Source organism: Catellatospora coxensis (assembly GCF_016862635.1).
GTDB lineage: Bacteria > Actinomycetota > Actinomycetes > Mycobacteriales > Micromonosporaceae > Catellatospora > Catellatospora coxensis.
Map to the genome: position 1 here is coordinate 49,516 of NZ_BONI01000006.1, position 12,443 is coordinate 61,958.

The window sequence follows — 12,443 nt, forward strand, 5'->3', positions numbered from 1 at the left end:
TCAGCCGGACACGAGCTGCTCGCGGGCCTCCATCAGGGCGAACCCGAGCAGGTTCAGGCCGCGCCAGCGCTGCGGGTGCCACGCGTCGCCGTCGCGGGCCGACAGGCCGATGCCCCAGATCGCGTCGACCGGGCTCGCCTCCACCAGCACCCGGTCGCCCGTCGACAGCAGGTAGGACCGCAGCGCCTCGTCCTGGCCGAACTTCGCGACGCTGCCCGCCAGCACGATTCCGTACCGCTCCCGCTCCCAGACGGCCTGGCTGAACCCGCGGACCTCGCGCCCCACGCCCTTGGCCTGCTGCGGGTGCCCGGCCGCGAGCACCCGCCCGGCGGCGTCGGCGTCGCCGAACAGCGTCGCCTTGCGCCACATCATGTAGTGCTCGGCGGTCGCGAAGCTCAGCCCGTCGACCGTGAACGGGGCCTCCCACCACTGGCTCAGGCAGCTCGGGCCGATGCTCCCGTCGGCGTTCGGCTGGTGCCCCCAGAACATCAGGTACTTCCACCGCCGCCCGGCTTCGGCGAGGGAGACCAGGTCGGCGACGCTGCGAGGTGACATGCCCGCCAGTGTCGCCCAGCGCGGGCCCGCCGCGCGTCACGATTTCGGTCGACCGGTGTCGCACGCCGGCGGCATGATGCTCGGCGTGACCACGCTGACGATCATCAAGGGCGACGCGACCAGCCCGCAGGCCAAGGGCCCGAAGGTGATCGCGCACGTCTGCAACGACATCGGCGGCTGGGGCAAGGGCTTCGTGCTGGCGATCTCCCGGCGCTGGCCGGAACCGGAACGCGACTTCCGCCGCTGGCACCGCGAGCGGGCCCGCAACGACTTCGGCCTCGGCGCGGTGCGCCTGGTGCAGGTGCTGCCGGACACCTGGGTCGCGAACATGGTCGCCCAGCGCGGCATCAAGACCGGCAGCTCCGGGCCGCCGATCCGGTACGAGGCGGTCGAGTCCTGCCTGCGTACGCTCGCCGGGGAGGCGATCCGGCTCGGCGCCTCCGTGCACATGCCGCGCATCGGCTGCGGCCTGGCCGGCGGCCGCTGGGAGCGCATCGAGCCGATCGTCGCGGACACCCTGCTCGCCGCGGGCGTGCCGACCACGGTGTACGAGATCTAGCAGCTTTGTGGTCGTCGGCGCGACCACAAAGCTGCTAGATCTCCAACGCCGTGTAGGGCCGCTCGCGGGGTAGCAGGTCGGACGCCTGGGTCAGGTTCCCCGAGCGGACGAGGGCGTGGATCTCGTGGGCGAGCGGGGTCACGTCGTCGATGCCGACGGTCCACTCGTCCACGTAGCCCTCGACGGCGGAGCCGGACAGGCCGATCTGGATCGCGCGGTGCGCCAGCGGGCGCAGGTGCAGGTCGCGCTCGGGGTCCCACTGCACGCGCACCGGGGAGCGTTTCAGGGCCCGCCGCCAGGCGGCCTGGTCGGGATACACGTCGCGGTCGTGGTGGCTGGGCACGGCCTGCCGTACTGCGGCGTCGAAGCCGGCGCGGCGCAGGCGTACGGCGAGCACCCGCTCCTGGCCCTCCTTGGTGGCCCAGCCGCAGCGGTACATCATCCACAGGAAGGACGGCTTGATCCAGGTCATCCGGTCGCGGCGGTACCAGTCCGGGAAACGCCCCAGCCCGGCCGCGGCGTCACCGATCTCCGGCCGGTACGCCTGGTAGACGGTGACGGTCTCGTCGTCGTGCAGCGCCCGGATCTGCCTCGTCGGCACTGTCATGGCCAGGATGATCCAGGACGGCCCCGGCTGCGTCGACCGGGTTTGCGCTTGAGGCCGGGACGGAATTCGCTTGTCCGCGCGGCGCGCGGCCCGGACCCTGGCAGATGTGCACGATGATCCTGTGGCCGCCGCACGGCGCCTCGTCGAGGACCGGTACCCCCACGCCCGGTGGGCGATGCTCACCGGCAGCGTGCTGACGGCGGCGCGTACGCCCGGATCCGATCTCGACATCCTGGTCTTCTTCGACGAGGGTGACGCGCTGCCGTTCCGGGAGTGGCAGCGGTGGGCCGGGTTCAACGTCGACCTGTTCGCCTATGACCAGCCCGGACTGGACCGCTACCTCGGATTCGACCTGCGGGACGGGAATCCCGCGCTGCACCGCATGGTCGCCGGGGGACAGCTGCTCACCGGCGCGGACGAGCACGCGACCAGGCTGCAGGCGCACTGCGTGGGCGTGCTCGCCGCCGGACCGCGGCCGCTCACCGCCGACCAGCTGAACATGGTGCGTTACGGCCTCGCGGACCTGTCGGACGACCTGGCGCATGCGAGCGACCCGGTCGAGGCGGCCGCCACCGCGGCGATGCTGTGGCAGGCCGTCGCCGACGCCGCCTGCGCCACGGCCTGTCCGCCGCACTGGCGCGGCACCGGCAAGTGGCGCGCCCGGGAACTGCGCGACTTCGATCCCGGTTTCGCCCGGCGCTGGCTCGCCGTACGCGACGACCCGACCGCCTTGCCCGCGTTGGCCGCGGAGCTGATCGAGCAGACCGGCGGCCCGCTCGTCGACGGCTTCCGCATCGCCGGAGAGCGCTGACCGCCCGGATGCGACTGCGGGCGCTCGTCGACGAGGTGCGGCTGGGGCCGCTGAACCACCGCGTGCTGCGGCCCTACCGGACGCTGCCCCGCGCGGCGCTGTTCCCCGCGGGTGCCGACCGCCGACCGCACTGCCTGCTGATGTACACCGACCGGACGGCGGCCGCCGTGCTGCACGCCGCGTGGGCGCTGGCCACGATCTCGCCGCACTCGCTGGTGTACCTGCCGATGCGGGCCGCCCCGCCACCCGCGCACACGCCGTTCGCGGGGACCGGCGCGGCGTCGTTCGACCTGCTGCTGCACCACCGGCTGCAGTTTCCGCTGTCGCGGTGGAAGCAGGTGCGGGCACGGCTGCGGGGCGGCACGCCGCACACGGCGGTGATCCCGCCGGGGGTGCTGCCCGCCTACGAGGATGTCGACCACGACGCCCGCGGGTACGTCGAGCAGCGCGACCACCTGCGCATCGAGCTGTCGGGACGCACGGTGTTCGTCGTCGGCGGCACGGTCGCCTTCCGCGGCTGGGGGCACTGCCTGCGGCGGCTGGCGGAGGGCCCGCGGCCGGGCACGGGCGGCAGTTGTGGTGCGCCGCACCACTGCGTGTCGGTCGACGACTGGCGGCCGCGGCAGGATCGCGACTGGACCGACCTGCACATCGAGGTCGTCGCCGACTGGCGGCACGGTGCCGTGACGGGTTAGGCGCGCACCTTCGGGGTCAGGGCGGCCGCGAAGGCGGCGACGACGCCGTCGAGCAGGGTGCGGGCCGGTTCGGCGATGATCACGTCGCCGTCGGGGCCGTCGCTGATCAGCTGGTCGTGCACGAAGTAGCCGGGCAGCACGTGGGTCGCGCCCATGGTGGTGAGCACGGGCCGCAGCGCGTAGTCGATGGCCAGCACGTGCGCGACGGTGCCGCCGGTGGCCAGGGGAAGCACCGTCTTGCCCGCGAGGGCGTACTGCGGGAGCAGGTCGAGCAGCGCCTTGAGGATGCCGCTGTAGGCGGCCTTGTACACCGGCGTCGCGACGATGACGCCGTCGGCGGCGGCCAGGCGCTCGGCGATGTCGAGGATCACCGGATGCGACGGGTCGCAGCCGAGCAGCACCTCGGCGGGCAGGTCGCGCACGGCGATGGTGTCGATCTCGGCGTCGAGCGCGCCCGCCACGTTGGCCAGCACGCGCGCGGTCCGCGAGGTCGGTGACGGCGAGCCGCTGATCGCGACCACGACGGCCACGTCCACCTCCCCTGTCTCACGGATCCCGCAGCCACCGTATCGCGCCACGGCTCCGGGCCGCAGGTCTGGCGGCGCCCACCCGCTCATGATCGCCCGACTTGCCGGGCACATGCCGGTATGCGGCTTCAAGATACGCACACCTGCCGGGCGACTCGGACGATCAACGTGTTGCAGAATTCTGTTTGCAAAGAAAATTCTGCATGGGTACCGTGCGGGGCATGAGTCAGAGTGACGGCGTGCGCCGGGTCGGCGAGGTCGAGGAGTTCAAGGCGCTCGCGCATCCGCTGCGCGCGCGGCTGCTGGGGGCACTGCGCGAGCACGGGCCCGCGACCGCCACCGAGCTGGCGCATCGGTTCGCCACCGACACCGGGTCCACTAGCTACCACCTGCGCAAACTCGCGCAGTACGGGTTCATCGCGGAGGCGGGCGACCCGGGCCACCCGCGGGCGCGGCGCTGGCAGGCCGTGCACCGGGTCAACGAGTGGAGCGCCACCGCCATGGCGGCCACCGCGGAGGGCCGCGAGGCGTCCGCGGTGATGCGCCGCCAGCAGGTGGACGTCCTGATCAGGGACGTCGAGGGGTACGAGGCCATGCTCGGCTCGCTGCCCCCGGAGTGGGTCGAGGCGAGCGGCATCGGCGACCTGCTGGTGCGGCTCACGCCCGACTCGGTGAACACGCTCTGGGCCCGGTTCTACGCGCACGTCGACGAGCTGGTAGCGCAGGACGCCGCCGACCCGGCCGCGCGCCCGGTCAGCATCCTCGTTTCCGGCCTGCCGAGGGACGCCGCGTGATCACCGCGGACGCGGCGCGCCGCCGCTACGTGGCGATCGCGTTCCTGACCTGGCTGCCCGCCGGGCTGTACACCGCTCCGCTGGTGCTGCTGATGCTCGATCGCGGGCTGAGCCTGGGCGCGATCGCGGCGATCGGCGCGGTGTACTCGATCACCATCGTGGTGCTGGAGCTGCCCACCGGCGGGCTGTCCGATGTGCTCGGGCGGCGGCCCGTGCTGGCCGCCTCCGCCGTCGCCGGACTGGCCGGGCTGGCCCTGCTCGGGCTGACCGGGGCGGTGTGGCTGCTGGTCCTCTCGGCGGTGCTGCGCGGGGTGGCCCGCGCGCTGTCCTCCGGCCCGGCCGAGGCGTGGTACGTCGACGCCGTGCACGCCGCGCAAGGCCGCGACGCAGACCTCGGTCCGGGCCTGGCCCGCGGAGGGGTGGCCGCCTCGGCCGCGCTCGGCCTCGGCGTGCTCGCCGGAGGGCTGATCCCGTTCCTCTGGCCAGGTGCCGCGACGGGGGATCCGGCCGTGCCCGACACGGTGCCGTCCGGGCTGGCCGTGCCGGTCTTGCTGGCGGCGGTGTGCGAGCTGGTGCTGCTGCTGGTCGTGCTGTTCGGGATGCCGGAGGCGCGGGGATCACGGCCCCGATTCGGGGCGGTCCTGCGCGGGGTGCCCGCGACCGTGGGCACCGGGCTGCGGCTGGCCGGGCGTGATCACGTGCTGGTGCGGGTGCTGCTGGTCGCCGCCGCGACGGGGACCGGGCTCGCGGTGATCGAGCTGCTGACCCCGGCGTGGATGGCGGTGCTGTCGGGCGGGGCGGGGCGCGGGGTGCTCGCGTACGCGCTGGTGGCGGCGATCGGCTTCGCGGCGGACGCGGCGGGCAGCGCGCTCGGGGTGCCGCTGACCAGGTGGCTCGGCTCGCCGGGGCGGGCCGCGTGTGCGGGCACGGTGCTGGCCGCGCTGGCGCTGGGCGGCCTCGCCGGCACGGCCGCGCTGGACGGGTGGGTCGGCGTGGTCGCGGCCGGTGCGGCGTACCTGCTGATGTTCCTGGGGTTGGGGGCGGCGGTGGCGCCGGTCGGGCGGCTGCTGCACGACCGGGTCGAGGCCGGCGAGCGGGCCACGGTGCTGTCGGTGCAGTCGCTGCTGCTGCAGCTGGGCGCGGCCGCGGGTTCGGTCGCGCTGGGGGCGCTGGCCGCCGCGTACGGGCCGGGCCCGGCGTTCGCGGGGGCGGGGCTGCTGCTCGCTGGGGCGGCGCTGACGCTGTGGGGGCTGCCGCGCCGTCGGGGCGTCCGGCCACGGGCTCTACTGTTACGCCATGTCGGACCGCGTATACCCGCCCGTGATCGCCCTCGCGAAGACCGCATTCCGCGTTCTTGACCTGCGTATCGACGTGCAGGGAGCCGAGCACGTGCCCACCACCGGGGGCGCGGTCATGGCCTGCAACCACATCAGCTACCTGGACTTCATCCTGTGCGGGTTCGCCGCGCAGCCGTCGAAGCGGCTCGTCCGGTTCATGGCGAAGCAGGAGATCTTCGCCAACAAGATCGCCGGGCCGCTGATGCGTGGGATGCATCACATCCCGGTGGACCGCGAGGCGGGGCTGTCGTCGTACAAGGCGGCGCTGGAGGCGCTGAAGGAGGGCGAGGTCATCGGCGTCTTCCCGGAGGCGACGATCAGCCAGTCGTTCACGGTCAAGGAGCTCAAGGGCGGTTCGGGGCGGATGGCCGCGGCCGCCGGGGTGCCGCTGATCCCGATGGCGCTGTGGGGCCCGCAGCGCCTGTGGACGAAGGGGCGGCCGCGCAAGCTGACCCAGCGGCACGTGGCGGTGACGATCTTGGTCGGCGAGCCGATGTATCCCAGCAAGCGGGACAAGTCCGACATCGTCACAGCCGAGTTGCACCGCCGTATGCAGGAACTGCTGGACCGGGCACAGCAGCAGTATCCGGACAAACCTCAGGGCCCCGAGGACTCCTGGTGGCTGCCCGCCCACCTCGGCGGCACCGCCCCCGCCCCCGACCAGGTCAAAGACTCCGCAGACGAGGACTAGTTACGGTGCCGTAGGTTACGGTACCGTAGTTACCAGCCCATCTCAGGAGGACTGCGTTGACGACCGAAACCACCGACACCCTGGTACTGCTGCGCGAACTCGAGCCGGTGGTGGAGACCAACCTCAACCGCCACCTGGCCACCGCGAAGGAGTGGTTCCCGCACGAGTTCGTGCCGTGGAGCCAGGGCAGCGACTTCGACGGCCCGCTCGGCGGCCAGGCCTGGGACCCCAGCCAGTCGAAGCTGTCGGAGGTCGCCCGCACCTCGCTGATCGTCAACCTGCTCACCGAGGACAACCTGCCCAGCTACCACCACGAGATCGCGACGCTGTACGGCCGTGACGGCGCGTGGGGCACCTGGGTGCACCGCTGGACGGCCGAGGAGGGCCGGCACGGCACCGCGATCCGCGACTACCTGCTGACCACGCGCGCCGTCGACCCGATCGCCCTCGAGCGGGCCCGCATGACGCACATGGAGGCCGGCTACACCGCCGACCACCCCGACGTGCTCGGCTCCCTGGCGTACGTCTCCTTCCAGGAGCTCGCCACCCGCGTCGCGCACCGCAACACCGGGCGCGTCAGCGGCGACCCGATCTGCGACGCCCTGCTCGCGAAGGTCGCCAACGACGAGAACCTGCACATGCTCTTCTACCGCAACCTGCTGACGGCGGCGTTCGAGCTGGTCCCGAACGCGGCCATGGAGGCGATCCTGCGCGTGGTGAAGGCGTTCCAGATGCCCGGCCACACCATCGAGAACTTCGGCCGCAAGTCGGTGCAGATCGCCATGGCCGGCATCTACGACCTGCGCATCCACCACGACGAGGTGGTCATGCCCGTGCTGCGCCAGCTCAAGGTCCTGGAGCGCACCGGCCTGTCCGCCGAGGGCGAGCGCACCCGCGAGGAGCTGGTGGAGGTCCTCACCAAGCTCAACACCGCCGCCTCCCGCTTCGAGGACAAGCGCGCCGCCCACCAGGCCCGCGCCGCCGCCCGCACCGCCTGACCCAGCCCGCCACCCCGTGCCGCGTTGATCATGAACTTATGGCACGGTTCGGCGGCGCGTCCTGGCCACAACTTCATGATCGATCAGGCCCCTCATCCAGCACGGGTGGGGGGCCTGATCGATCATGAAGTTAGGGCGGCGACACGCCGTTCAGCCGTGCCATAAGTTCATGATCAACGCGAGAGGGCGGGGTGGCGGGGGGCGAGAGTGGGGGTGGGAGCCGGTTTGGGGGCGGGTTTGCGGGTGGAGAGCCAGGAGCCGAGGAGGATGAGGGCGAAGCCGATGACGGTGGCCGGGGTGAGGGGTTCGGCGAGCAGGAGTACGCCCAGCAGGACCGCTACGGCGGGGCTGGTGTAGGAGACCAGGGCGGCGGAGCCGGCGCCGGCCAGGGCGATGAGCCTGTAGTAGACCAGGAACGCCAGGGCGGTGCTGAGCAGGCCGAGGGCCAGCACGGCGGCCGAGACGTCCAGGGCGGGCAGCGTCGCGGGGGCCGACAGCAGGCCCGCCGGCAGGAGCAGCACGCTGGCGATGCCGGTGGTGCCGACGACCACACCCAGCGGCGGTACGTCCGACAGCCGCTTCTTCACCAGCGTGGTGGCTCCGGCGTACGACACCCCGGCGAGCAGGACCAGGCCCGCGCCGAGCAGTTCCAGGCCGTCGCCGCCGCCGAGATCGAAGCCGACCACCGCGGCCACTCCGACCAGGCCTACGAGCAGCCCCAGCAGCTTGCGGGCGCCGGCCCGCTCGGAGGCGTCGAAGCGCAGCGCCAGTACGGCGATGACCAGCGGCTGCGAGGCCAGCAGCAGCGCGGTCAGCGACGAGCTGATGTGGACCTCGCCGTACGTGATGAGCAGCTGCGGCGCGACGACGTGCAGCAGCGACAGCGCCCCGATCGCGGCCCACCTGCCACGCAGCGCGGCCAGCGCCCCGCGCCGGTGGGCCAGCGGCAGCAGCACCGCCACGGCGATGAGCGTGCGTCCGAGGACGACGACCGGCGGCGACAGCTCGGTCAGCGCGATCTTGATGAACAGGTACGGGATGCCCCAGAGCACCGACATCGCGGCCAGCAGGACCCAGGCTTGACGCTTCATGTGTTCAGCCTCGCGCGCTAGAGTTGTTAGCGGTAGTGATGACTTCCTTACGCGGCTTACAGAGGTTCTAATGATCGATGTACAGCGGCTGCGCATCCTGCGCGAGGTGGCCGAGCACGGCAGCTTCAGCGGCGCGGCGGCGGCGTTACTGCTCACGCCGTCGGCGGTGTCCCAGCAGATCGCCGCGCTGGAACGCAGCCTCGGCACGCCCGTGGTGGAACGCACCACCCGGGGCACCACCCTCACCGACCCGGGCCGGGTGCTCGTCGAGTCCGCCGACGTCGTGCTGGCCGAGCTGGTGCACGCCCAGGAGCGCATCAGCCGGCTGGCCCAGGGCCGCGCCGAGCGGCTGGCCGTCGCCACCTTCATCAGCGGCGGGCAGCTGCTGCTCCCGCCCGCGCTCACCGGGTTCGCCGCAGCGCACCCGCGGGCCGAGCTGACCGTGCTGGAGAGCGAGACCGAGGAGAGCCTGGCCCTGGTCCGCGAGGGCCGGGCGGAGCTGGCACTGGTGTACCACTTCGACGGCCCTCCCCCGGTCCGGCCCGGCGACCGGTCCGGCCTGGCCTGGACCCCGCTGCTCGACGATCCGATGCGGATCGTGGTGCCCGCCGGGCACCGGCTCGCCGGGCGCGACGAGATCGACCTCGCCGAACTGTCGGGCGAGCGGTGGGTGCAGGGCTGCGTCAGCGTCGGCGAGCTGCTCGACGGGTACGCGGCGATCGCCGGGTTCGAGGTCAACGTCTCCTGCCGCACCACCGACTACGGGTTCGCGGTGTCGCTGATCGCGGCCGGGGTCGGCATCGGCCTGATCCCGTCGGTGGCGCTGGCCGGTCCGCCGCCCGGGGTGTCCGTGCTGACCCTGCGCGCCCCCGCCCCGACCCGCTACATCGGCCTGATCACCCGCCGCGGCAAGCAGTCCCCCCTGGTCGAAGAGCTGACCCGCAACCTGCTCGCCGCCCCGGCAACACTCGGCCTGCCCTAGCCCCACCCGGCCCGGCCCCGGCCCGCAGAGGAGCGCGGGCGTTCACTTCGCGATGGCCACCAGGGAGATGTCGTCGTTGAGGTCGGCGCCGACGTACTTGTGGTCACCGGCGACGTACAGGCGGCACGGGTTGATGTCGGCCTCGCCCTTGGCGCTGTCGTGCCGGCACACCACGGCCTCGTGGTCGGCCGCCACCTTCAGCGAGCTGATCTTGTCGTTGCCGACCGGGCCGATCTCCGCCGACTCGTAGATGCCGATGCCGTACTTGTTGTAGACGCCCTTGAAGTCGCGGTCCCGGTAGACCGTCATGCGCGCGCCGTTGCTCGGCCCGGCCAGCACCGCCATCAGGGAGATCTTGTTGTCGAGCGTGCTGCCCTGCAGCGAGTGCTCGCCCGCGCCGAAGGTGCGGCAGGGGCCGAGGTCGCCCTTGTTGGAGAAGTTCTTGCCGTCGTTGCTGCACGCCACGAACCGGTAGCCCGGCTCGACCCGGAACGACGTGATCGCGTCGTTGCCGACGACGTTCAGGTTGCCCTGCCAGGCCTGGTGGATGCCGGGCTGGAACTGCTGGGAGAGACCGGTGAGACCGGCTTCGCTGTACACGGTCACGGCCGGGCCGCCGACCGCGATCAGGTGCACGTTGTCCTCGAAGTTGTCGCCCAGCGCCGGGTGGTCGCCCGCGGTGAAGTAGCGGCACGGGCCGACCTGGCCGCTGTTGACGCCCGCGTCGCGGTCGTGCTGGCAGACCAGCGCCTCGTGCCCGGTGGCCACCTTCATCGAGCTGGTCTCGGTGTCGACCTGGTTCAGCTCGCCGACGCTGGCCTCGAAGCCGCCGACGCCGAGTCCCTGCGAGCTGCCGGAGAAGTTCGTCCCGGTGTACGCCGTGACGCCCTTGCCCTTGGCCGGGCCGCCCAGGACGGCGATCGTCGACGCCTTGTCGTTGAGGTCCGTGCCGACGAACTCGTGCTGGCCGGGACCGTAGTAGCGGCATGCGCCGAGGTTCAGGGCGTTGGTGCGGCCCTGGGAGCTGTCGTCCTGGCAGACCACGACGCGGTAGCCGGGGCCGACCTTCAGCGAGCTCATCTTGTCGTTGCCGACCGAGCCCAGCTCGCCCTTGGCGTTGTCGTGCACGCCCGCGCCGAGCGCCTGGAAGGAGCCCTTGAAGTCGCGGTCGCCGTAGATCATGACCGGTGAGGCGGCCTGCGACGGGGCGTAGCGCACCCGGTAGATCTTCGCGCCGGCCTTGGTGGGGTCGGTGCCGGTGTCCGGGTACAGGCCGGTGAAGTAGAGGCCGTCCTGGCCGACGGCGAGGCCGGCGACCGTGGTCTTGCCGCTGCCGTTGTACTCGACCAGCGTCTTCGGGCCGGTGACGGAGCCGTCGCCGTTGAACCCGAACTCGACGATGCGCTTGCCCTTCTCCTGCGGCCCGCTGGCGTAGGTGGGGCCGCTCTCGGAGACGAACGCGTGGCCCCACTTGTCCTCGGGGAAGCCGCCCGCGTGGTGGTCGCTCTGCTCGGTGAAGGTGATGTTCACCGGCGCGTGCGTGCGCTCCCAGTAGTAGAGCGCGTTCTTCTTCATGTCGTTGACGCTGCCGCCCCAGCCGTAGTCGGTGCCCTTGGTGATGCGGGCGAGGCGGTCGTTGGCGCCGGGGCCGTTCTCGACGGAGTAGTGCTGGCCGTCGGCCGCGCGCCAGGCGCCGCCGAAGGGGTTGCGCAGGCCGTACGCGAAGATCATGTCGCGGGCGCCGATGCCGTCGCCGGAGTTGTAGAACGGGTTGTCGCTGGGCACCGACCCGTCCAGGTTGAGCCGCAGCACCTTGCCCCGCGCCGAGTCCTTGTCCTGCGACGTGTCGGGCTCCATCGCGTCGCCCATGTGCACGTAGAGCTTGCCGTCGGGCCCGATGCTCAGGTTCGAGATCTGGTGCGAGGCGCTCTGCGGCTCGTCGTCGAGGTCGAGGATGGTCTTCTTCGACGCGGCAGTCTTGCCGCCGTCGGTGCTGTGGAAGCGGACGACCTTCGGGTAGTAGTTGCCGCCGTCCTTGTAGACCATCGACGCGAAGATGTCGCCGGTCTGCGGCTCGATCACCAGGCCCGCCACGCCCATCTCACCGCTGCCCGGGAAGGCCTTGGTCGGGTCGTAGTTGAGCAGGTCGTCGGCGTAGGTGGACACCGAGTAGTCGGCCTTGACCACCTTGATCTTGCCGTACAGCTCGGTCACGTAGAACATCGGCTTGCTCGGGTCGGCGACGTGGCCGGGCACCATCGCGATGTTGACCGGCAGCTGGAACCCGCCGGCCACCTCCTCGACCTTGTAGCCGTCCTGCTTGACCACCCACTGCGGGGCGTCGGGCAGCGGCTTGCTCTCCTTGGCGGTGCGGAACGGGCGCTCGGACCAGTTGCTCCACTCGGTGCCCGGGTCGCCGCTGCTGTCCTTGAAGCGGACCCGCAGCTCGTAGTCCTTGTCGGGGATCAGGTCGCTGCGCCCGACGTGCGAGTTCTCGAAGACGCCGTCGCCCATGTGGATGTGGTTGCGCAGCACGCCGCCGGTGCAGCCGCTGGCCCAGACGCGCTCGCCGCCGCTGGTGACGATCTCCCACTCGCTGCACAGGTGCGCGTCGCCGTCCGGGTCGCTGAACGGGGCCGCCTCCATGTGCACGTCGGCCGCGCTGACCAGCATGTTGTCGGCGCCGGGCTCGGTGATGGTGGGCGCGGTCGGCGGCGCGGCGGCATGCGCGGCCGGGCCGGGCATGGCGATCGAGAGAATTCCAGACATCAGCGCCGCACCGACGGGCAGCGATCT

13 protein-coding genes are annotated in these 12,443 nt (G+C 72.1%); 8 read left to right on the plus strand and 5 right to left on the minus strand.

The window, feature by feature from the left end; genetic code table 11:
- Entirely contained in the window at nucleotides 1-555 is a 555-nt protein-coding gene (gene ybiA / locus Cco03nite_RS04875) for a riboflavin biosynthesis intermediates N-glycosidase (RefSeq protein ID WP_203688856.1), read from the minus strand.
- A gap of 85 nt (nucleotides 556-640) precedes the next feature.
- On the opposite strand from ybiA, the gene Cco03nite_RS04880 reads away from it, so the two are divergent.
- On the plus strand, nucleotides 641-1,114 hold the full coding sequence (locus Cco03nite_RS04880; RefSeq protein ID WP_203688857.1) for a macro domain-containing protein: 474 nt from the start codon (nucleotides 641-643) through the stop codon (nucleotides 1,112-1,114).
- Nucleotides 1,115-1,148: 34 nt separating this feature from the next.
- Here Cco03nite_RS04880 and Cco03nite_RS04885 read toward each other — a convergent pair whose 3' ends face one another.
- Entirely contained in the window at nucleotides 1,149-1,721 is a 573-nt protein-coding gene (locus Cco03nite_RS04885) for a DUF4291 domain-containing protein (protein ID WP_203688858.1), read from the minus strand.
- A 121-nt stretch (nucleotides 1,722-1,842) separates the two neighbouring features.
- On the opposite strand from Cco03nite_RS04885, the gene Cco03nite_RS04890 reads away from it, so the two are divergent.
- Together Cco03nite_RS04890 and Cco03nite_RS04895 are read left to right on the plus strand one after the other, a co-directional pair.
- Complete coding sequence (locus tag Cco03nite_RS04890; protein ID WP_203688859.1) at nucleotides 1,843-2,532, plus strand: nucleotidyltransferase domain-containing protein; 690 nt, start codon at nucleotides 1,843-1,845, stop codon at nucleotides 2,530-2,532.
- Nucleotides 2,533-2,540: 8 nt separating this feature from the next.
- A complete protein-coding gene (locus Cco03nite_RS04895; protein WP_203688860.1) occupies nucleotides 2,541-3,227 on the plus strand; it encodes a hypothetical protein in 687 nt (228 codons plus the stop codon).
- Here Cco03nite_RS04895 and ssuE read toward each other — a convergent pair.
- On the minus strand, nucleotides 3,224-3,757 hold the full coding sequence (gene ssuE / locus Cco03nite_RS04900) for an NADPH-dependent FMN reductase (protein ID WP_203688861.1): 534 nt from the start codon (nucleotides 3,755-3,757) through the stop codon (nucleotides 3,224-3,226). The two genes, Cco03nite_RS04895 and ssuE, sit on opposite strands and share 4 nt — an antisense overlap.
- 218 nt (nucleotides 3,758-3,975) lie before the next feature.
- Between ssuE and Cco03nite_RS04905 the strand changes: the two genes are divergently transcribed.
- From Cco03nite_RS04905 to Cco03nite_RS04920, 4 genes are read left to right on the plus strand one after another with little or no spacing between them, the layout of a single operon-like run.
- Entirely contained in the window at nucleotides 3,976-4,548 is a 573-nt protein-coding gene (locus tag Cco03nite_RS04905; RefSeq protein ID WP_203688862.1) for a winged helix-turn-helix domain-containing protein, read from the plus strand.
- Nucleotides 4,545-5,906: an MFS transporter gene (locus Cco03nite_RS04910; RefSeq protein ID WP_203688863.1), complete on the plus strand. Its 1,362-nt coding sequence runs from the start codon at nucleotides 4,545-4,547 to the stop codon at nucleotides 5,904-5,906. The genes Cco03nite_RS04905 and Cco03nite_RS04910 overlap by 4 nt, the downstream gene beginning before the upstream one ends.
- Nucleotides 5,845-6,576 (plus strand): lysophospholipid acyltransferase family protein, encoded by a 732-nt coding sequence (locus Cco03nite_RS04915; protein ID WP_203688864.1) that lies wholly within the window; start codon nucleotides 5,845-5,847, stop codon nucleotides 6,574-6,576. The genes Cco03nite_RS04910 and Cco03nite_RS04915 overlap by 62 nt, the downstream gene beginning before the upstream one ends.
- A 56-nt stretch (nucleotides 6,577-6,632) precedes the next feature.
- Entirely contained in the window at nucleotides 6,633-7,574 is a 942-nt protein-coding gene (locus Cco03nite_RS04920; RefSeq protein WP_239167124.1) for an acyl-ACP desaturase, read from the plus strand.
- Between the two features lie 173 nt (nucleotides 7,575-7,747).
- On the opposite strand, the gene Cco03nite_RS04925 is transcribed toward Cco03nite_RS04920, so the two are convergent.
- Nucleotides 7,748-8,665, minus strand: coding sequence for a DMT family transporter (locus tag Cco03nite_RS04925; RefSeq protein WP_203688865.1), 918 nt, complete (start codon nucleotides 8,663-8,665; stop codon nucleotides 7,748-7,750).
- A 70-nt stretch (nucleotides 8,666-8,735) separates the two neighbouring features.
- Between Cco03nite_RS04925 and Cco03nite_RS04930 the strand changes: the two genes are divergently transcribed.
- On the plus strand, nucleotides 8,736-9,647 hold the full coding sequence (locus Cco03nite_RS04930) for a LysR family transcriptional regulator (protein WP_203688866.1): 912 nt from the start codon (nucleotides 8,736-8,738) through the stop codon (nucleotides 9,645-9,647).
- Between the two features lie 42 nt (nucleotides 9,648-9,689).
- Here Cco03nite_RS04930 and Cco03nite_RS04935 read toward each other — a convergent pair whose 3' ends face one another.
- The gene (locus Cco03nite_RS04935) at nucleotides 9,690-12,416 is read right to left on the minus strand and encodes a PQQ-dependent sugar dehydrogenase (RefSeq protein ID WP_203688867.1); all 2,727 of its coding nucleotides are present in this window, start codon (nucleotides 12,414-12,416) and stop codon (nucleotides 9,690-9,692) included.
- Nucleotides 12,417-12,443: the final 27 nt, after the last annotated feature.